Origin of the sequence: Citrobacter sp. Cb080, from assembly GCF_030334745.1 — a bacterium.
Taxonomy (GTDB): domain Bacteria; phylum Pseudomonadota; class Gammaproteobacteria; order Enterobacterales; family Enterobacteriaceae; genus Citrobacter; species Citrobacter braakii.
In genome coordinates, this window is sequence record NZ_JAOWDG010000054.1 from 1 (window position 1) to 20,940 (window position 20,940).

The 20,940-nt window shown below is 49.8% G+C and carries 17 protein-coding genes, 1 pseudogene and 1 other annotated feature; of the genes and pseudogenes, 3 read left to right on the forward strand and 15 right to left on the reverse strand.

All coding sequences use genetic code 11. From position 1 onward, the window contains the following. Positions 1 to 29: 29 nt before the first annotated feature. The 6 genes and pseudogenes from OGV38_RS09260 to dnaK form a co-directional block, all read right to left on the reverse strand. A protein-coding gene (locus OGV38_RS09260) for an IS3-like element ISSen4 family transposase (RefSeq protein WP_096147877.1) occupies positions 30 to 1,150 on the reverse strand; the annotation gives its coding sequence in 2 pieces (ribosomal slippage) (positions 30 to 892 and positions 892 to 1,150; 1,122 coding nt in all). 67 nt (positions 1,151 to 1,217) lie between these two features. Beyond that, positions 1,218 to 2,186: pseudogene (locus OGV38_RS09265) on the reverse strand (aryl-sulfate sulfotransferase); the annotation flags it as partial. A 902-nt stretch (positions 2,187 to 3,088) separates the two neighbouring features. Next, positions 3,089 to 3,412, reverse strand: coding sequence for a phage holin family protein (locus OGV38_RS09270; protein WP_046275510.1), 324 nt, complete (start codon positions 3,410 to 3,412; stop codon positions 3,089 to 3,091). After that, entirely contained in the window at positions 3,403 to 4,257 is an 855-nt protein-coding gene (locus OGV38_RS09275; protein ID WP_286473241.1) for a LysR family transcriptional regulator, read from the reverse strand. The genes OGV38_RS09270 and OGV38_RS09275 overlap by 10 nt, the downstream gene beginning before the upstream one ends. Before the next feature lie 289 nt (positions 4,258 to 4,546). Next, positions 4,547 to 5,680 (reverse strand): molecular chaperone DnaJ, encoded by a 1,134-nt coding sequence (dnaJ, locus tag OGV38_RS09280; RefSeq protein WP_008786151.1) that lies wholly within the window; start codon positions 5,678 to 5,680, stop codon positions 4,547 to 4,549. An 85-nt stretch (positions 5,681 to 5,765) separates the two neighbouring features. Then, positions 5,766 to 7,688, reverse strand: coding sequence for a molecular chaperone DnaK (dnaK, locus tag OGV38_RS09285; RefSeq protein ID WP_016151634.1), 1,923 nt, complete (start codon positions 7,686 to 7,688; stop codon positions 5,766 to 5,768). A 611-nt stretch (positions 7,689 to 8,299) separates the two neighbouring features. Between dnaK and satP the strand changes: the two genes are divergently transcribed. Continuing rightward, positions 8,300 to 8,866 (forward strand): acetate uptake transporter, encoded by a 567-nt coding sequence (satP, locus tag OGV38_RS09290; RefSeq protein ID WP_003018969.1) that lies wholly within the window; start codon positions 8,300 to 8,302, stop codon positions 8,864 to 8,866. A gap of 34 nt (positions 8,867 to 8,900) precedes the next feature. Here satP and OGV38_RS09295 read toward each other — a convergent pair whose 3' ends face one another. From OGV38_RS09295 to tal, 3 genes are all read right to left on the reverse strand, one after another. Continuing rightward, entirely contained in the window at positions 8,901 to 10,208 is a 1,308-nt protein-coding gene (locus OGV38_RS09295; protein ID WP_137366657.1) for an MFS transporter, read from the reverse strand. A 124-nt stretch (positions 10,209 to 10,332) separates the two neighbouring features. Then, positions 10,333 to 10,920, reverse strand: a complete 588-nt coding sequence (mog, locus tag OGV38_RS09300) for a molybdopterin adenylyltransferase (protein WP_016155649.1) — start codon at positions 10,918 to 10,920, stop codon at positions 10,333 to 10,335. A 110-nt stretch (positions 10,921 to 11,030) separates the two neighbouring features. Next, positions 11,031 to 11,984, reverse strand: a complete 954-nt coding sequence (tal, locus tag OGV38_RS09305) for a transaldolase (protein ID WP_016151631.1) — start codon at positions 11,982 to 11,984, stop codon at positions 11,031 to 11,033. 274 nt (positions 11,985 to 12,258) lie between these two features. Here tal and OGV38_RS09310 point away from each other — a divergent pair, with 274 nt between their 5' ends. Both OGV38_RS09310 and yaaA read left to right on the forward strand, forming a co-directional pair. Beyond that, positions 12,259 to 13,689, forward strand: coding sequence for an alanine/glycine:cation symporter family protein (locus tag OGV38_RS09310; protein WP_016155648.1), 1,431 nt, complete (start codon positions 12,259 to 12,261; stop codon positions 13,687 to 13,689). Between the two features lie 77 nt (positions 13,690 to 13,766). Then, on the forward strand, positions 13,767 to 14,540 hold the full coding sequence (yaaA, locus tag OGV38_RS09315) for a peroxide stress protein YaaA (protein WP_016155647.1): 774 nt from the start codon (positions 13,767 to 13,769) through the stop codon (positions 14,538 to 14,540). Positions 14,541 to 14,624: 84 nt separating this feature from the next. Here the strand turns inward: yaaA and thrC are convergent, their stop codons facing one another. The 6 genes from thrC to yjjY all read right to left on the reverse strand — a co-directional run bounded on the left by thrC (position 14,625) and on the right by yjjY (position 20,891). Further along, positions 14,625 to 15,911, reverse strand: coding sequence for a threonine synthase (gene thrC, locus OGV38_RS09320; RefSeq protein WP_016155646.1), 1,287 nt, complete (start codon positions 15,909 to 15,911; stop codon positions 14,625 to 14,627). Positions 15,912 to 15,914: 3 nt separating this feature from the next. Further along, entirely contained in the window at positions 15,915 to 16,844 is a 930-nt protein-coding gene (gene thrB, locus OGV38_RS09325; RefSeq protein WP_016155645.1) for a homoserine kinase, read from the reverse strand. Position 16,845: 1 nt separating this feature from the next. Continuing rightward, positions 16,846 to 19,308, reverse strand: coding sequence for a bifunctional aspartate kinase/homoserine dehydrogenase I (thrA, locus tag OGV38_RS09330; protein ID WP_047414492.1), 2,463 nt, complete (start codon positions 19,306 to 19,308; stop codon positions 16,846 to 16,848). 23 nt (positions 19,309 to 19,331) lie between these two features. Continuing rightward, positions 19,332 to 19,458, reverse strand: a sequence feature (Thr leader region). Continuing rightward, entirely contained in the window at positions 19,388 to 19,453 is a 66-nt protein-coding gene (thrL, locus tag OGV38_RS09335; RefSeq protein WP_032337689.1) for a thr operon leader peptide, read from the reverse strand. Its footprint overlaps the feature before it by 66 nt. 206 nt (positions 19,459 to 19,664) lie before the next feature. Beyond that, positions 19,665 to 20,351, reverse strand: a complete 687-nt coding sequence (locus OGV38_RS09340; protein WP_286473213.1) for a tRNA/rRNA methyltransferase — start codon at positions 20,349 to 20,351, stop codon at positions 19,665 to 19,667. Positions 20,352 to 20,750: 399 nt separating this feature from the next. Continuing rightward, positions 20,751 to 20,891 carry a YjjY family protein gene (yjjY, locus tag OGV38_RS09345; RefSeq protein WP_042998021.1) on the reverse strand — a complete coding sequence of 47 codons (141 nt, stop codon included), beginning with the start codon at positions 20,889 to 20,891 and terminating at the stop codon, positions 20,751 to 20,753. Between the last annotated feature and the right edge of the window lie 49 nt (positions 20,892 to 20,940).

Here is a 20,940-nt window from a genome sequence, read left to right on the forward strand (position 1 = left end):
TGACCTGCCCCCACGATTAGATACAACACTCAGTTAGTAACGTCGGAATCTTCATTCTCAGAATGACCCTTTCTCCAGCCCGCTGCAAATTCAGACGGTGTCTGATAATTCAGCGTGGAGTGCGGGCGGCATTCGTTATAATCCTGCCGCCAGTCATTAATAATTTTCCTGGCATGAACGATATCGCTGAACCAGTGCTCATTCAAACATTCATCGCGAAATCGTCCGTTAAAGCTCTCAATAAATCCGTTCTGCGTTGGCTTGCCCGGCTGGATTAAGCGCAACTCAACACCATGCTCAAAGGCCCATTGATCCAGTGCACGGCAAGTGAACTCCGGCCCCTGGTCAGTTCTTATCGTCGCCGGATAGCCTCGAAACAGTGCAATGCTGTCCAGAATACGCGTGACCTGAACGCCTGAAATCCCAAAGGCAACAGTGACCGTCAGGCATTCCTTTGTGAAATCATCGACGCAGGTAAGACACTTGATCCTGCGACCGGTGGAAAGTGCGTCCATGACGAAATCCATCGACCAGGTCAGATTGGGCGCCGCCGGACGGAGCAGCGGCAGACGTTCTGTTGCCAGCCCTTTACGACGTCTTCTGCGTTTTACGCCCAGGCCACTGAGGTGATAAAGCCGGTACACGCGCTTATGATTAACATGAAGCCCTTCACGGCGCAGCAACTGCCAAATACGACGGTAGCCAAAACGCCTGCGCTCCAGTGCCAGCTCAGTGATGCGCCCTGATAAATGCGCATCAGCAGCCGGACGGTGAGCCTCATAGCGGCAGGTCGACAGGGATAAACCTGTAAGCCTGCAGGCACGACGTTGCGACAGACCGGTCGCATCACACATCAACATCACGGCTTCCCGCTTCTGGTCTGTCGTCAGTACTTTCGCCCAAGAGCCACCTGAAGCGCCTCTTTATCCAGCATGGCTTCGGCAAGCAGCTTCTTGAGTCTGGCGTTCTCTTCCTCAAGCGACTTCAGGCGCTTAACTTCAGGCACCTCCATACCGCCATACTTCTTACGCCAGATGTAAAACGTGGCATCGGAAATGGCATGCTTGCGGCAGAGTTCACGGGCGGGTACCCCAGCTTCGGCTTCGCGGAGAATACTGATGATCTGTTCGTCGGAAAAACGCTTCTTCATGGGGATGTCCTCATGTGGCTTATGAAGACATTACTAACATCGGGGTGTACTAATCAACGGGGAGCAGGTCAATATAGCTCTGGTTGATATGCAGCCAGTCATCCATCGTAGCCGATTGACCCGGTGCACTTCCTGATGGACGTGGCGAACGAGAATAGTCCATCACTTTTAACATGTCATAATAAGCAACCTCAAGCCCTGAAGTGAGATCGATAATGGAAACACCATCTTTACCTGTTGAGTAATCATCTGGACGTCCATTAGTATATTCCGAGGGGGCAATAGCCAGATTGTTCTCTAATGGCAGAATGGAGTGATGAAACTCATTATCAAGGAGATAGACTGCATATACTCTGCCCATTACGTCAAATTCGTACATATCCAGGCAGTGATTAATTCCTTGTGACGTAGCCAGGAAATGCCCGCTGTCTGTTCGGACAAAATTATAGGAAGGAATTGCCTGAGAGACATACCAACGAACGATGCCATTTTGATCAAAGGCAAGATTATAGCGATCAAAATATGTTGAAAAATAAAGGCCATCTGCAACTAATGAGGAATCGTCAACTGACTTTGTCACAGTGATGACAGGGAAGCCAAGACTGATATCAGCAGAATCCGATGGCGGCAATGCTGATGGGGTAACCGTGTATTGCCCAACAATCTGCGCACCTGAGATTAAGGTAACGACATTATCCTCCCCGGCAACCAGACCCGAAACTGGAATCAGGTTTGCACCGGTCTGCATGCTGTAGGTCCAGGATACAGCTACCGTTATCCCCTTGCTATCCTGCACATTAATTTTGATATCTTCATTCAATTTCCCCCAAATACCCAGATATAGGCTTAAAGGTGCCGTACTATAAGGATCTAACGTAACTATGGCATTATCATAATCATTAGTTTCCACCACTGCAGAGAGGAGTGTTTGATAGATTGCATTATGCGAAAGCACCGTTGCGTTATCAACATCAATTTTCTGGTTAACTGGCATACGAGGTTCTGGTTGACTAATTTGTAATTTATTAATTTGCATATCTCTATCCTTTCACAAAAAGTTTTCATTTCCAATCGGCTATATAATCCCGATAGCTGGTAAGATAAACAGAACCGTAGTATTCGTACAAATAACTAGTAATAAAATAATCTAAAAAAACATCTTTATGAAGAAACAAAAAATTTATGTGACTATAAAACCATCTATTAATATGCTATGCCATATATCCCCAAATAAAAGTCTATAAATTGCCATTCAGCCTATGTCAAAAAACTCAATAATGCCTCCCTACCCCCCTAATGGCCAATTAAATAAATAACTCCTATTTAATTTAAAATTAATACAAACTAAAAATATCATAACTTATGTGACACGTATCGTTTTTACATGCAACAGGTATGCATATGTATTGAATAACAGAAAATTTGTATTTAATATTTCTGAACACATTAAACTAACCATGGTATATAAATGACCATTTACATTATTAAAAATAGTTGTATGTATGATAACGCCAGCCATGAATTAAAAAGTAAAGATGGGAAGCGAACTATAAAACTTACTCATATGCGTTCTAAATGTTTAAATTTCATCCTAACTCATGCGCAAGAACTGGTGATAAGGAAAAATCATATTGCGGAAGCATTATGGGAGGACAGGAGTACATTTATAAGTGATGCTAATCTGACTCAACTACTCTATCTGGTCAGAAAAGACCTGAGAATTTTTGGCATTGACAATTTGTTCATTACAATTCCACGTCAAGGAGTACAGATTAATGAAAACATAGAAATAAAATGCTTAAATAGCAAACATCATTTCCTGCAGAAACCGTTTCTGTATTATTATGCAATGATTTTATTTATTACAATAATTCTATATATCACACTAAGATTTTACTTGCTTTAAGTATGGTAATGCCCATGGACGGGCAATACAGCTCACTTAGCAAAAACCTGTGCCAGTTTATCTTTCAACATTTTCAGTACGGGCCCAGCAAAAACCCCTCCCAGCCCTGACAATATGAGTATCATATTTATACCAGCACCTTTATCAAGAGCAATGCCAGAGAGTAAAAAACCTGTAAAACATGAAATAATGACTTGTTTTAAACATCCTGCTATATTTTTTTTCTTTCGTCCCCGGGCTTCTCTCATGAGATAGCTAACGACTCCCCCCCAAGCACTCACGATAATAATCGCAAGAATAGTCTCTAGCTCTATAATATATTTTAAGGCAGGTTCTGAACTTATTATCACTGACATAAATTATCCCGATCATTTATAGATGAATATTTAGATTGCAGTATCACTATCCACTCTCTAAGCACAACATAATATTTGCTTTTTTTATATAAAGATGCATAAACAGGGATTGTTTTAAAAAATATTTCATCAGGCAGTGATAATATTTTAATATTATACCCTCTGGTATATTTAAAAAATGAAGCCAACTCAAGAGGTACAATGCAGATCATATTTGTTGTTTCTACTATATTGACTACCCCTAACATAGAATCGCTGCGATAACCTATTTTACGTTCTGTTCTATGATCAACGCTATTGGTATAAACCATTACTTCCGGAGAGAACATATCAGATTGATATACCGCATGTGAAAAAGTATAAAAATGGTGTAGCGTGATTTGTTCTAAGATTGATAGTGGATTGTCGTTGCCACAAATACAAACATATTGCCTAAAAACGTCAATAAGATGAACTTCAATATCAAAGTTTTTTGGTGGTGAAAGATTAATTAAAATATCACCCACTCCAGAAAGTAACATTTCAGCCAAAGTATCTTCGCTATTTTTATTTACTGCATAATGATTTATTTCATACTTTTCAATTAACTCATCATTCCTAATAAAATGATGGAGATAATAATTCTCTACAATATCACTCCCTAATAAAGTTATTGCTGGAGGATCGTAGTTAATCTTTGAAAGTGAATATGTAGCGTTGATTACATTCACAACATGGCTATAGGCCTTATGGAGTTCCAATCCTTTTTTCGTAGGCGTCAACCCTTTTCGGGTTCGTTCAAAGAGTTTAAATGAATAAATATTCTGTAATCGACTTAACGCCTGAGAAACTGCAGCTGGTGTTATGGATCATCTCTCGGAAGCTCGAGAAGCGTTTCCGGATTCCACAACGGCATTAAATATCTTAATTAAATTGAAGTCAAAATCATTTTCGCGCACAAGCATTTCACTCACCTTTTCTTCTATTAACTGAGCAAAAAATAGAAGAAAATCTTTATTTTAAAAAATCATTTCTCATCATTTTTCCTGAAGATTTATTCTTGATATCTAACTAATTATTTTTGTATTCGATACAAAAATAAAAAGCCCAGGATTCTTCAATCCAAGGCCTTTTAATTAATAAGACAGCTGTAAATTAGCGCGTCAAATCGTCAAAAAATTTCTTCACACCGTCGAAGAAGCTTTTAGAGCGCGGGCTGTTTTGCTCGCCGGTCGGGCCGCCAAAGCTGTCCTGCAGATCTTTCAGCAACTGCTTCTGCTTGTCGTTGAGGCCTACCGGGGTTTCAACCACCACACGGCACAGCAGATCGCCCTGTGCGCCGCCGCGTACTGACTTAACGCCTTTACCACGCATGCGGAACAGTTTGCCGGTCTGCGTTTCGCCCGGGATTTTTAACTTCACGCGACCATCCAGCGTCGGCACTTCAATCTCGCCGCCCAGCGCTGCCATCGCAAAGTTAATCGGCACTTCGCAGTACAGGTTATTGCCTTCACGTTCGAAAATTGGGTGCTGTTTTACCTGCACCTGAACGTACAAATCGCCTGCTGGCGCGCCATGTTCACCGGCTTCACCTTCACCCGCTAAACGAATACGGTCGCCAGTATCAACCCCAGCCGGGATCTTAACGGACAGCGTTTTGCTCTTCTCAACGCGGCCATGACCATGGCATTTGTTGCACGGGTCTTTAATCAACGTACCGCGGCCCTGACAGTGTGGACAGGTCTGCTGTACGGCAAAAAAGCCCTGACGCATCTGCACCTGACCAGAACCGTGACAGGTTGGACAGGTCTGGGGTTGCGTGCCCGCCTTCGCACCGCTGCCGTGGCAAACATCACACTCTTCCAGCGTCGGAATACGGATCTCTTTGGTGACGCCACGCACGGCTTCTTCCAGAGTGAGATCCATGTTGTAACGTAAATCAGCACCACGTGAGGCGCGCTGACGACCGCGACCGCCGCCAAAGATATCGCCAAACACGTCACCAAAGATATCGCTGAAGTCGGCCCCGCCGCCAAAACCGCCGCCGCCGCCCATACCGCCTTGCTCAAACGCTGCATGGCCGTACTGATCATAAGCCGCACGTTTTTGCGCATCGGTGAGGATCTCGTACGCTTCTTTGATCTCTTTAAACTTGGCTTCGGCCTCTTTATCACCCTGGTTGCGGTCCGGGTGATATTTCATGGCCAGGCGCTTGTAGGCCTTTTTGATTTCACGCTCTTCCGCTGATTTGGAAACGCCTAAAATCTCGTAATAGTCTTGCTTAGCCATCTCTTTTTATCTGCCCCTAACATGCGTGCACGGGCGGAGAGGAAACCTCTTCGCCCGTGCCAGTAATTACCCGTTCAAAGGGCGATTATTTTTTGTCTTTCACTTCTTCAAACTCAGCGTCGACAACGTCGTCATCTTTCGCGTTGTTTGCAGAAGCATCAGCACCTGCTGCGCCAGCCTGCTGCTGTGCGTGCTGCTGCTGAGCGATTTCCATCAGTTTCTGGGAAACCTGTGCCAGCGCCTGCATTTTCGCTTCGATATCCGCTTTGTCTTCGCCTTTCAGAGAAGTTTCCAGCGCGGTCAGTGCAGACTCGATGGCAGTTTTGTCATCAGCCGGCAGTTTGTCGCCTGCTTCTTCAACCTGCTTGCGAGTGCTGTGCAGCAGGTGGTCACCCTGGTTACGGGTCTGAACCAGCTCTTCAAACTTACGGTCAGATTCTGCGTTCGCTTCTGCTTCACGAACCATTTTCTGAATTTCTTCTTCGTTCAGACCAGAAGAAGCCTTGATGGTGATCTTCTGCTCTTTACCGCTATTTTTGTCTTTCGCGGAAACGTGCAGGATACCGTCGGCATCGATGTCAAAAGTAACTTCGATCTGCGGCATACCGCGCGGAGCCGGGCTGATGCCATCCAGGTTAAATTGACCCAGATCTTTGTTATCAGCGGCACGTTTACGTTCACCCTGCAGCACATGGATGGTTACCGCAGACTGGTTGTCTTCAGCAGTAGAGAACACCTGGCTGTGCTTGGTCGGGATAGTGGTGTTTTTCGCGATCAGTGCAGTCATCACGCCGCCCATGGTTTCGATACCCAGAGACAGCGGGGTAACGTCCAGCAGCAGCACGTCTTTCACATCACCGGTCAATACACCACCCTGAACGGCAGCACCGATTGCCACAGCTTCGTCCGGGTTAACGTCTTTACGCGGCTCTTTACCGAAGAACTCAGCTACTTTCTTCTGTACCATCGGCATACGAGTCTGACCACCGACCAGGATAACGTCCTGAACGTCGGAAACAGACAGACCAGCATCCTGCAGAGCAACTTTCAGCGGCTCGATAGAACGGTTAACCAGGTCTTCAACCAGGCTTTCCAGTTTCGCACGGGTCACCTTGATGTTCATGTGTTTCGGACCAGTCGCGTCTGCAGTGATGTACGGCAGGTTCACGTCGGTCTGCTGAGCGGAAGACAGTTCGATCTTCGCTTTCTCAGCGGCTTCTTTCAGACGCTGCATCGCCAGCGGGTCGTTACGCAGGTCGATACCCTGATCTTTCTTAAATTCGTCAACCAGGTAGTTGATCATACGGCTATCGAAGTCTTCACCACCCAGGTGGGTATCACCGTTGGTTGCCAGAACTTCGAAGGTTTTTTCACCGTCAACTTCGTCGATTTCGATAATAGAGATATCGAAAGTACCACCACCCAGGTCATAAACCGCGATAGTACGGTTGCCGACTTCTTTATCCAGACCGTAAGCCAGTGCAGCTGCGGTTGGTTCGTTGATGATACGTTTTACTTCCAGACCTGCGATACGGCCGGCGTCTTTGGTTGCCTGACGCTGAGCATCGTTAAAATATGCAGGTACGGTGATAACTGCTTCAGTTACCGGTTCACCCAGGTAATCTTCAGCCGTTTTCTTCATTTTTTTCAGCACTTCAGCAGAAATCTGCGGCGGTGCCATTTTCTGACCTTTTACGTCAATCCATGCATCACCGTTGTCAGCACCGATGATTTTGTACGGCATGATGGCTTCATCACGCTGCACTTCTTCGTCCTGGAAGCGGCGGCCAATCAGGCGTTTAATCGCAAACAGGGTGTTTTGCGGGTTTGTCACTGCCTGACGTTTAGCCGGCTGACCAACCAGAGTTTCACCATCCTGGGTATAAGCAATGATAGAAGGCGTAGTGCGATCGCCCTCGGCGTTCTCCAGCACACGTGCAGTAGTGCCATCCATAATCGCTACACAAGAGTTGGTAGTACCCAGGTCGATACCAATAATTTTACCCATCTAAACGTCTCCACTAAAAATTCGGTCATCATGTGGTTGTGAATCTGTAATAAGGGCGAAACGTGCGGTTTCAACTACCCTGAATCGTTTTTTTTCAGACTCACCACTGCGGTTGTCTACAAGATGGGGTCGTAACCCACGTCATCAAGGGGGGCATGAAAAATTTTTTTAGCCTTGTGGCAATAAATTCACAGAAAAAAGGCAAAAAGAGATAAAAATGAATAGTCGCCAACCAGAATTAATTCATACAACCAATTAAATCAGGAAAGCCATTCACATAAAAATTGTAATAAAAATAAAAGATTACGAGCATGAATCGTTTTTATGACGACGGTAATCTGGTCTGAATTCACACACTTTTGCAGCCGTCAAAGAGAAACTCCATGAAATCCGTGTTAACCCTTTCCGCCAGCCTGCTTATGGGCCTTCTGCTGAGCAGCACCGCCGTAACTGGCTAGCGTGATGCCCATCACAGGGAAAATAATTCATTTTCCCTTCGTTAGATCATAGACAGTGCCCTCTCCCCTGATTATCATGCCGCGCCCCGAAGACAGCGATCGTTATTCGGGGAAACTATTTCACCATTCAATCAATGATGATTTTGAGGAATTATGGGCAACACTAAGTTGGCTAATCCGGCACCGCTGGGCCTGATGGGCTTTGGCATGACCACCATTTTGCTTAACCTGCACAACGCGGGTTTCTTCGCTCTGGACGTTATTATTCTGGCGATGGGCATTTTCTACGGCGGTATCGCGCAAATTTTTGCCGGACTGCTGGAATATAAAAAAGGCAACACCTTCGGTTTAACCGCCTTTACCTCCTACGGTTCGTTCTGGCTGACGCTGGTTGCGATCCTGCTGATGCCGAAAATGGGCCTGGCGGATGCAACCAATGGTCAGTTCCTGGGCGCTTACCTCGGTCTGTGGGGCGTGTTCACTCTGTTCATGTTCTTCGGTACGCTGAAAGCCGCGCGCATGCTGCAGTTCGTGTTCCTGAGCCTGACAGTGCTGTTCGCCCTGCTGGCCGTTGGCAACATTGCGGGTAACGAAGCGATCATTCACGTTGCTGGCTGGGTAGGCTTAGTGTGTGGCGCAAGCGCCATTTACCTGGCGATGGGTGAAGTGCTGAACGAACAGTTTGGCCGTACCATCCTGCCGATTGGTGAAGCGCACTAATCTGATGCTATCCCCCCTGACGGGGGGATATTCCTTACAAGCGCCGTAACTCTGCCTGTACGCTCGAATCGCGATGATAAAGATCCTGTCGCAGCCAAATCCCCAAACCTAGCCCTACCAGCGATAACGCCAGCACATACCAGGCCGGAGCCATTGGCGACACGCTCATCAACATCGTGACGGCGATTGGCGTCAGACCACCAAAAATGGCGTACGACACGTTGTAAGAAAAGGATATTCCGGTAAAGCGGACTTCCGCCGGAAACGCGCGCACCATCACATAAGGCACAGCCCCCACCACGCCAACGCATAACCCCACCAGCCCGTATAACAGGAACAAATGCTGGGGATGGCTGCCGGTCAGGTGATAGAAAAACCAGCTTGAACAGGCCAGCAGCAGGCTGCCGACAATAAAGGTTTTGCTGGCGCCGACCCGATCGACAATAAACCCGGCCAGCAGACAACCGACGCACAGCATAATGGTAGCGACACTGTTGGCTTGCAACGTTAGCGCCGGCGCAAAGCCATACTGCTTCTGCAACCAGACTGGTGACATCAGGATCACCACCACAATCCCAGCCGATAGCAGCCAGGTCAGCAGCATTGAAATAACCACCGCTTTTTTATGTTTGCTCACCACTGACTTCACCGGTAGCTCTTGCGCCAACGCTTTACGCTGCTGCATTTCGAGAAATATGGGCGTCTCCTGCAGCCAGCGACGCAGGTACATCGCCACCAGCCCAAACACGCCCCCCAGCAGGAAAGGAATACGCCAGCCGTAATCATGCACCGCCTGCTGCGTCAGGCTGGTGTTCACCAGCGTCGCAACCACTGACCCCAGCAGAATTCCCACCGTCAGGCCGGCAGTCAGCGTTCCGCAGGCAATGCCGATGCGACGCTCCGGTACATGCTCCGCCACGAACACCCACGCGCCCGGAACTTCTCCGCCGATGGCAGCGCCTTGCAAAATACGCATCAGCAGTAACAGCAGCGGCGCGAGGATCCCCATTGAGGCGTAAGTAGGCAACAGGCCAATCGCCAGCGTCGGTATCGCCATCAGCAAAATGCTCAGGGTGAACATTTTCTTGCGCCCGACCAGATCGCCAAAGTGCGCCATGATGATGCCCCCCAGCGGACGCGCCAGATATCCAGCGGCAAAAATTCCGAAGGTTTGCACCTGACGTAGCCATTCAGGGATGTCTGCGGGGAAGAAGAGCTCGCCAACAACAGCGGCAAAGAAGACAAAGATAATGAAATCATAAAACTCAAGCGCACCACCAAGGGCAGCAAGCGTAAGGGTTTTATAATCCTGGCGATTCAGCGGTCGAGTGTGTTGTGACATAGCAAACCATGAGTCAGTGAAGTAATTGAATCTGTTTGTTGATATATGTAAAGCAAAAATTACTATATCGTAAACAATTCAATACTCCACTGTCATTGGCACTTATGTCACGATCGGGCTACTTTCAGGCTTTTGTATCGCGTATTGCGCTTTTAGGACGAAAAGATGCTACAACAGTCGGTGCGGTTTCCACATACGGCCCATCCAATAGCTGTATACAATACGGTACACTTGCAAAAATACCCGGCACGATAACCTTACCGTCGGCATCTTTCACACCTTCCAGCGTCTCTTTGATCGATTTTGGCTGCCCAGGCAGATTCAGGATCAACGCCTGCTTGCGAATCACGCCAACCTGACGGGAAAGAATCGCCGTTGGCACAAAGTGCAGGCTTATCTGGCGCATCTGCTCACCAAAGCCCGGCATCTGACGGTCGGCTACGGCAAGCGTCGCATCAGGCGTAACGTCACGACGGGCCGGACCCGTTCCGCCGGTAGTCAGCACCAGATGACAACTCATTTCGTCAACCAGCTCGCATAAGGTCTGTTCGATGATCGCCTGTTCATCCGGGATCAACCGCGTTTGCAGCTCAAAAGGGGTGGTAAGGGCAGACGCCAGCCACTCTTCAAGGGCCGGGATACCTTTATCCTGGTAAACGCCGCTGGAAGCACGGTCAGAAATGGAAACCAGGCCAATGCGTAAAGTATTCATGATTATTCCGTTTAAACAGTCTCGTTAAACAGAATGATACACTGCGAAGGGAAGGACAGACAGGTTTCAGAAGAGGTAGCGTGACCCATATCAGGGCCACGCACTAATGATTACAGCAGATCGCCGATCATTTTTTCCAGTTTACCCTGGTCTACAGCAAACTTACGGATACCGTCCGCCAGTTTGTCTACAGCCATCGGATCCTGGTTATGCTGCCACAGGAACTCAGCTTCGGTGATGCGTGCAGGGCGCGCTTTCACTTCGCCGGAGAAAGACAGTTTACGTTCGATAGCGCCTTCGCTTTCTGCCAGTTCTTTCAGCAGTGCCGGAGCAATCGTCAGACGATCGCAGCCTGCCAGCTCAATGATTTCGCCGATGTTACGGAAGCTCGCACCCATAACTACGGTTTCGTAACCGTGCTGTTTGTAGTACTCGTAAATTTCCGTTACGGAAACCACACCCGGATCTTCTGCCGGTGCATACTCTTTCTTGTCGGTATTGGCTTTGTACCAGTCAAGAATACGGCCAACGAACGGAGAAATCAGATATACGCCAGCTTCTGCACATGCACGCGCCTGCGCGAAGGAGAACAGCAGAGTCAGGTTACAGTTGATGCCTTCTTTTTCCAGCTGCTCAGCGGCACGGATGCCCTGCCAGGTTGAAGCCAGTTTAATCAGGATGCGATCGTTGCTGATGCCAGCATCGTTGTACATTTTGATCAGGCGTTTTGCTTTAGCGATGGACGCGTCGGTGTCGTAGGACAGACGAGCGTCAACTTCAGTGGAGATACGACCTGGGACCAGTTTCAGGATCTCCAGACCGATATTTACTGCCAGCTTGTCGGTCGCGTCGACGACCTGCTGCGCACGGTCGTTGCTCTGCTGCTTAGCCCAGGCTACAGCGTCATCAATCAGCTTGCGGTATTCCGGGATCTGCGCTGCGTTAAGAATGAGAGAAGGGTTAGTTGTGGCATCCTGAGGCTGATACAGCTTCATTGCCGCGATGTCTCCGGTGTCGGCCACTACTGTGGTGAACTGACGAAGGGAGGTCAATTTGTCCGTCATGATAGCGATTCTCTTTAAACAGCTTGTTAGGGGGATGTAACCGATCTTCCCTGATGATAGCACGACGCACTCTCAGCGCAACCGCCTGGATTGTCCGACCAGCCGCTCAGCCCTGATTACGCATCGCCAAGCCTGTGATGCGCAATTAAGGGATATAACGATTGTTATGATAAACTCCCGTAATCAATCACCTTATAAGGTATATACTGGTCGATTATTGGTAGCGCTTACATGGGAATATTCGCGCTTACCGGCATCAACAAGAGGGATGTTAATGCCTGATTTTTTCTCATTTATTAATGAAATACTCTGGGGATCGGTGATGATCTACCTCCTGCTTGGCGCAGGATGTTGGTTCACCTGGCGTACAGGGTTTATTCAGTTTCGCTATATTCGCCAGTTTGGCAAAAGTCTTAAAAACAGCATCAGCCCGCAGCCGGGCGGTTTAACTTCCTTTCAGGCTTTATGCACCAGTCTTGCCGCACGTATCGGTAGCGGAAATCTGGCGGGCGTGGCGTTGGCGATTGCCGCTGGCGGCGCGGGAGCCGTGTTCTGGATGTGGGTCTCGGCGATCATTGGTATGGCGACGTCATTTGCCGAGAGCTCTCTTGCCCAACTGTATAAAGAGCGCGACAGCAAGGGACAGTTTCGCGGCGGTCCTGCGTGGTATATGGAGCGTGGGCTGGGCATGCGCTGGATGGGCGTTCTTTTTGCCATCTTTTTACTCATTGCTTATGGTCTGATTTTTAACAGCGTTCAGGCAAATTCGGTCTCTCATGCGCTGACCTTTGCTTTTGATATCCCTCCCCTCTTTACCGGTATCGCACTGGCAATAGTGTCATTATTGGCAATCATTGGCGGCATTAAAGGCGTTGCCCGCCTGATGCAATGGTTCGTTCCGATGATGGCGCTGTTGTGGGTCGGTTGCAGCATCGTCATCTGTCTGTGGCATTTCGGACAGCTCCCAGGCATTATCATGACCATTATAAAAAGTGCCTTTGGCTGGCAGGAAGCCGCAGCCGGTGCCGCCGGGTATACACTAAGCCAGGCCATTGCCAGCGGCTTTCAACGCGGTATGTTTTCTAATGAGGCCGGAATGGGATCAACTCCGAACGCGGCCGCGTCAGCAGCATCCTGGCCTCCGCATCCTGCGGCACAAGGCATTGTGCAAATGATCGGAGTATTAGTTGATACGCTGATTCTCTGTACGGCCAGCGCGATGATTGTTCTGTTGGCGGGTAATGACGCCAGCTATGTACCGATGGAAGGCATCCAGTTACTCCAGAAAGCGATGGTTTCAGTGACGGGAGAATGGGGTGCCGGATTCGTGGCGTTAATTGTGATTCTGTTTGCCTTTAGCTCTATCGTGGCCAACTACATCTATGCGGAAAACAACCTCGTTTTCCTGAAGCTGGACAATATCCGCGTCATCTGGCTATTACGGATCGCCACCGTTAGCACCGTTATCGGCGGAACGTTAGTCAGCGTTCCGCTGATCTGGCAGTTGGCGGACATCATTATGGCGTGTATGGCCATCACTAACCTGACGGCGATTCTGCTGCTTTCACCGGTTGTGCAGACGATCGCCTGCGACTATCTACGCCAACGCAAACTCGGGGTGCGCCCAGAATTCGATCCGCGCCGTTATCCTGATATCAGACAACAACTTGCGCCCGAAAGCTGGGATGAGACGCCGCGCGGATAGCGCGGCAATCGCAACCATCGATCAATTCTGTCGTTTTTTTTGCTAAAGTCGCAGTAAATTTCCTGCAAGGACTGGATATGCTGATTCTGATTTCACCTGCAAAAACGCTCGACTACCAAAGTCCGCTGGCAACGACACGTCATACATTGCCCGAACTGCTGGATCACTCTCAGCAGCTTATTCACGTGGCGCGCCAACTCTCTGCTCCGCAAATTGGCAAGCTGATGGGAATTAGCGACAAGCTGGCGGATCTGAACGCCACGCGTTTCCATGACTGGCAGCCTGATTTCACGCCGGAAAACGCGCGCCAGGCCATTCTGGCATTTAAAGGCGACGTGTATACCGGACTGCAGGCTGAAACCTTCAGCGAAGCGGATTTCGACTTCGCTCAGCAACACTTACGGATGTTGTCCGGGCTGTACGGCGTTTTGCGTCCGCTGGATTTGATGCAGCCTTACCGTCTGGAGATGGGTATTCGTCTGGCCAATGCGAAAGGTAAAGATCTCTACCAGTTCTGGGGAGATACCATCACCGATAAACTTAACGAAGCGCTGGAAGCGCAAGGCGACAGCGTAGTGATTAACCTCGCCTCGGATGAGTATTTTAAATCCGTGAAGCCGAAAAAGCTCAATGCGGAGCTTATCAAACCGGTCTTCCTCGACGAGAAGAACGGCAAGTTCAAAGTCATCAGCTTCTATGCCAAAAAAGCGCGCGGCCTGATGAGTCGCTACATTATTGAGAACCGCTTAACGCAGCCAGAACAGCTGACCGCCTTTAACAGCGAAGGCTATTTCTTTGATGAAGAAGCGTCAGGAAATGGCGAACTGGTGTTTAAGCGCCAGGAGCAGTAGTAAAAAGGCCGGATGGCGGCGAACGCCCGATCCGGCCGACAGGTTTTGTAGGCCCGCTAAGCAAAGCGCCAGCGGGCACAACCGTTAACCGCGGGTCATCATCAGCTTGCGCAATTCAGCAAAATCAGCAGGCAGGTGATGAGAAAGCAGCGGCAGGTCCGCGCGTTCCGCCAGCGCTTTTGGCAGAGCCAGCGTCAGGTCAAGAATCTCTTCAACGCTTTCTTTAAACTTGGCCGGATGCGCAGTACCGAGGAACAGGCCGTACTCGCCAGGGTTCAGTTGGTCACGCAGCGCACGGTAAGCCACCGCCGCATGCGGTTCTGAGGTGTACCCCATCTCATGCAGCTCACGCATCGTGTCCTGAGTAGTGGCATCGTCAACAGCGGCATAACCCAGCTCATTCAGACGCCAGATTTTACGGCGGAACAGTTCTTCCACCCGCGGCCAGTTATTTGGCTGGCTGACATCCATCGCATTCGACAACGTCGCCTGAGTCGCTTTCGGCGCCCACTCACCTTGTGCAAGAAAGCGTGGAACCGTATCGTTGACATTGGTCGCCGCGATAAAACGCTTCACCGGCAAGCCCAGTGATTTTGCCAGCAGCCCGGCAGTCAGATCGCCAAAGTTGCCGCTGGGAACGGAAATAACCAGCTGATTACGCGCCTCTTGCGGCAGTTGAGCCACGGCCTCAAAGTAGTAACAGATTTGCGCCAGCAGACGGCTAATGTTGATTGAGTTAGCCGAATTCAGCCCCAAAGCTACCTTCAGCTCTTCGTCATCAAACGCCTGTTTCACCAGCGCCTGACAGGCATCAAAATCGCCATCAATCGCCACGGTTTCAATATTGCCACCCAGTGTACAGAACAGTTTTTCCTGTAATGGGCTAATCTTGCCGTTCGGATAAAGGATCACCACGCGCACATTTTTCAGGCCATAAAAGGCATGTGCGACTGCCGCACCAGTGTCTCCAGAGGTCGCCGTCAGAATGGTGACCGGTTTGTCGCCGCTGATATGCGTCAGCATCTGCGCCATAAAGCGCCCGCCAAAGTCTTTAAATGCAAGCGTTGGGCCGTGGAACAGCTCCAGACAGCCGATATCCGTGGCAACCTGAGCAACCGGCGCCGGGAAGGCAAACGCCGCACGCACGCGCTGTTCCAGAATCTCCTGTGGGATTTCATCACCGATAAATGCGGAAAGGATCTTCGCGCTGCGGCTAACGAAATCCTGGTTCAACATCTCATCGACTTCTGACAGATTGAATTCCGGCAAATCGTGCGGAAAAAACAATCCCTGATTCTTGCCAAGCCCTTGCGTGACGGCCTGTGCAAAGCTGACCTGTTCGTTATGATCTTTCAGATTATACAGTTTCATTGATTATCCCAGTACCCGTGCGCCCGCCGTGTCCAACCGGCAAATATGAACAAAGCCTTCCTGATTTTGCAGATAATTTTTACCCAGCCAGTCTGCTACACGCTGCGCCGTATCCGGCTTGTCGCACAAAGCGAACAGCGTCGGCCCCGAACCGGAGATGCCGCTGGCCAGCGCCCCGATTTCCGCTACCGCCTGACGCGCCTGGCTAAAGCCTGGCAGCAGGCGGGTACGGTATGGCTCAGCAATGACATCTTTCATCAGCTTCGCGGCAAGCCCTGGCTGACGGGAATAGCAGGCATGGATAAACCCAGCCAGATGCCGCCCGTGGGCGATACAGTCCTGACGGCGATACTGCGCAGGTAAAATCGCCCGCGCTTCTGCCGTCGACACTTTAATCCCCGGATACGCGAGGACCCACAGCCACTCATCAAAGCCTGGCACCTGCTGGCTGATAATGCCGTTTTCTTCGATCATTAACTGCATACCGCCTAAAAAGCACGGGGCGACGTTATCGTAATGAATACTGCCGGAGATACGCCCTTCCAGCTCACCCATTATCGCCAACAGGCGCGTATCGTTGAGCGGTTTACCGCAATGCTCGTTCATGGCGACCAGCGCCGCTACAACGGAACAAGCGCTGGAGCCTAACCCGGAGCCAATCGGCATATTTTTTTCCAGCGTCATCGCCACCGGAACGCTTTTACCCAGCTCCTGACAGAATCGCTCCCAGCACTGGTAGACAATATTTTCTCGCGGCTCAGGCGGCAGCTTATTGGCAAAGCGACCAAGGTTGTTAAGGCTGAAATGGTCAGCCGCCTCAACGGATACCACATCGCCTAACAGCGAACCGTCCACCGGAGTTACCGCTGCTCCGAGCACATCAAACCCGACGCTCATATTGGCGCTGGAAGCCGGGGCATAAACTCTCACCATGTCAGACTCCTAACTTCCATGAAAGGGTGCGTAGCAGGTCGGCAAATACGCCCGCCGCCGTCACGTCGTTACCCGCGCCGTATCCGCGCAGAACCAACGGTAGCGGCTGATAATAGTGGCTGTAAAACGCCAACGCGTTTTCACCGTTTTTCACTTTGAACAGCGGATCGTTGCCGTCTACTGCTTCTATTTTTACGCGACAGACGCCATCCTCTTCAATATTGCCAACATAGCGTAATACTTTCCCCTCATCACGGGCTTTCGCCACACGCGCGGCAAAGGCGTCATCCAGCTGCGACAATTTAGCCATAAACGCGGAAACATCACCGGAATCATCAAACTCTTTTGGCAGGACCGGCTCAATAACAATGTCAGAAAGCTCCAGCTCACGACCGGTTTCACGGGCCAGGATCAACAGCTTACGCGCCACGTCCGTACCGGATAGATCGTCACGCGGATCGGGTTCGGTATAGCCCAGCTCACGCGCCATGGTGGTGGCCTCGGAGAAGCTCATGCCTTCATCCAGCTTGCCGAAAATAAACGACAGCGAACCAGAAAGAATGCCGGAGAAACGTTGCAGTTCATCGCCCGCGCTGAGCAGATTTTGCAGGTTCTCAATTACCGGCAAGCCCGCGCCTACGTTGGTGTCGTACAGGAATTTACGACGAGACTTCGCCGCAGCAAAACGCAGTTGATGGTAGTAATCCATCGACGACGTGTTGGCCTTTTTGTTCGGCGTAACCACATGGAAGCCTTCGCGCAGGAAATCCGCATACTGATCCGCAACCGCCTGACTTGACGTACAGTCGACAATCACCGGATTGAGCAGATGATATTCTTTCACCAGACGAATTAAGCGCCCCAGGTTGAAAGGCTCTTTCGCGCTTTCCAACTCCGACTGCCAGTTTTCCAGATTCAGACCATGGACGTTGGTCAGCAGGGCCTTCGAGTTCGCCACACCGCACACGCGCAGATCGATATGCTTCTTTTTAAGCCAGGTTTGCTGACGTTTAAGCTGCTCCAGCAGCGCACCGCCCACGCCGCCAACACCAATGACAAATACTTCAATCACCTGATCGGTGTTGAACAGCATCTGATGGGTCACACGCACGCCAGTGGTCGCGTCGTCGTTATTCACCACTACCGAAATGGAACGCTCAGACGAGCCCTGGGCGATTGCCACGATATTAATGTTCGCACGAGCCAGCGCGGCAAAAAATTTCGCCGAGATGCCACGCAACGTGCGCATACCATCGCCAACAACCGAGATGATCGCCAGACGTTCAGTCACCGCCAGCGGCTCCAGCAAGCCTTCTTTCAGTTCGAGATAGAATTCATCCTGCATGGCGCGTTGCGCACGCGCGCAGTCGCCCTGCGGGACGCAGAAGCTGATGCTGTATTCAGAAGAGGATTGGGTGATCAGCACCACCGAGATGCCTGCGCGCGACATCACGGCAAAAACACGCGCCGCCATCCCCACCATGCCTTTCATCCCAGGGCCGGAGACGCTAAACATCGCCATGTTATTGAGGTTAGAAATCCCTTTTACCGGCAAATCGTCATCATCACTGCTGGCACCGATAAGCGTGCCGGGCGCTTGTGGATTGCCGGTATTTTTAATCAGGCACGGGATCTGGAACTGGGCAATAGGGGTAATGGTGCGCGGGTGCAGCACTTTAGCGCCGAAGTAAGAAAGCTCCATCGCTTCCTGATAAGACATCGACTTCAGCAGTCGGGCGTCGGGTACCTGGCGCGGATCGCAGGTATATACGCCATCGACATCGGTCCAGATCTCACAACAATCGGCGCGCAAACAGGCGGCCAGTACGGCGGCAGAGTAGTCAGAGCCATTACGCCCCAGCACCACTAACTCTCCTTTCTCATTCCCGGCGGTAAATCCTGCCATCAGAATCATATGGTCCGCAGGAATACGGCTGGCGGCTATGCGGCGCGTAGATTCGGCGATATCAACGGTAGATTCGAGGTAATGACCTACCGCCAGCAATTTCTCTACCGGGTCGATGACCGTCACGTTGTGCCCGCGCGCTTCCAGCAGGCCAGCCATGATGGCGATCGACATTTTTTCACCACGGCAAATAAGCGCAGCATTGATGCTGTCCGGGCACTGACCCAGCAGGCTGATACCGTGCAGGACGTGCTTAATCTGTGCAAACTCTTGTTCAACAAAGGCTTTGAGCGGAGCCTGCGGGAAACCCGGTTGCGCGGCGGCAAGACCCACCAACAGCTCAGAGAAAATGCGTTCGGCGTCGCTGATATTGGCTAAAGCATCCTGACCACCGATGGTCTTCTCAATCATCGCCACCAGATGGTTGGTAATTTTTGCGGGGGCAGAGAGAACGGTCGCGACCTGCCCCTGTCTGGCATTGCTTTCCAGAATATCGGCAACCCGCAGAAAGCGCTCTGCATTTGCCACTGATGTACCGCCGAACTTCAACACTCGCATGGTTTACCTCATTGCCTTTGGTCGAAAAAAAAGCCCGCACTGTTTAGGTGCGGGCTTTTTCTTGTGTTTCCTGTACGCGTCAGCCCGCACCGTTACCTGTGGTAATGGTGATGGTTGTGGTAATAGTGATGCTGATGCGTTTCATGATGTTGTGTGCTCTGTAATTATTTATTATCTGTCCTGTATTCTTTTAGGGTTAAAGTATCTGCTGACCTAAGTCAATAAATTTTTAAATTGGTCACATTCCGAAACTTGTTCACGAGCGACTGCTTGCCCTTTTAGTTTCGACCAATACAGTATGTCACCCCTACTTGAATCCAGAGCAAAACACCACGCAACAAATGTAGGTCGATATTTTATTTCGTGATGCTTTTTTCTATATCATGCAAAAAACGGTGCAACATTGCCGTATCTCGCTGCCCTAACAGACCCATTCGCTGTTGCAGCCAGTCCGTCAACTTGATGTCGTCAGAAACGTTCAGCGTGGCTAATAAACGCAAAACGCGCGCGCGCAATGCCTGTAGCTGAAGCTCATCCGTCACCTCAATGTTTTTGACGGGTTGTTGTATTAAACCTGCTAATTGATAGCAATACACCATCACCGCCTGCCCCAAATTGAGTGAAGGATAGTCAGCCACCATAGGTACACCGGTGAGTACATCCGCCAGGGCCAATTCTTCGTTGGTCAGCCCTGAATCTTCACGACCAAAAACCAGCGCGGCGTGATCCATCCACGTTGATTTTTCCTGCAGCAGAGGAACCAGTTCGACCGGCGTAGCGTAGTAATGGAACTTCGCCCGACTACGCGCAGTGGTCGCGACGGTAAAATCTACGTCATGCAGCGCCTCCGCCAACGTTGAAAAAACGCTAATATTATCAATAACATCGCCAGAACCATGCGCGACCCATCGCGTGGCGGGTTCCAGGTGGGCTTCGCTGTCAACGATGCGTAATTGGGTGAACCCCATGGTCTTCATAGCGCGGGCAGCCGCACCAATATTTTCCACTCTGGCGGGGGCAACCAGAATAATTGTTAAACGCATTTCGATACTCTTTTTGGCCAGTCTGCAAGGAAAAATGTGACGTGCTTCAACATATTACGCAGTGCGAATTTACATATTTTTAACAGAAATCACTGAAAAAGCATTTCGCATCCATTAAAAAATGCTAAACTATTTCCCGGGTGTACTATTGCTTTTTATGTTAACAAAAGTTGCATATCCCTCTGTTTATCCATGATAATTTAATTTAAAATGGATCGCACTGGTTGGATTCATTACATTTATTAATTTGCTCGTGCAACTAGTTGTAATATTGCAATTTTGTGATGAAAGCAAACATTTGGATACGTTGATTTCATCAAACTGTTAACGTGCTACAATTGAACTTGATATATGTCAACGAAGCGTAGTTTTATTGGGTGTCCGGCATGTCTTAGCCTGTTATGTTGCTGTTAAAATGGTTAGGATGACAGCCGTTTTTGACACTGTCGGGTCCAGAGGGAAACTACCCACGACCAAGCTAATGATGTTGTTGACGTTGATGGAAAGTGCATCAAGAACGCAATTACGTACTTTAGTCATGTTACGCCGATCATGTTAATTTACGGCATGCATCAGGCAGGTCAGGGAC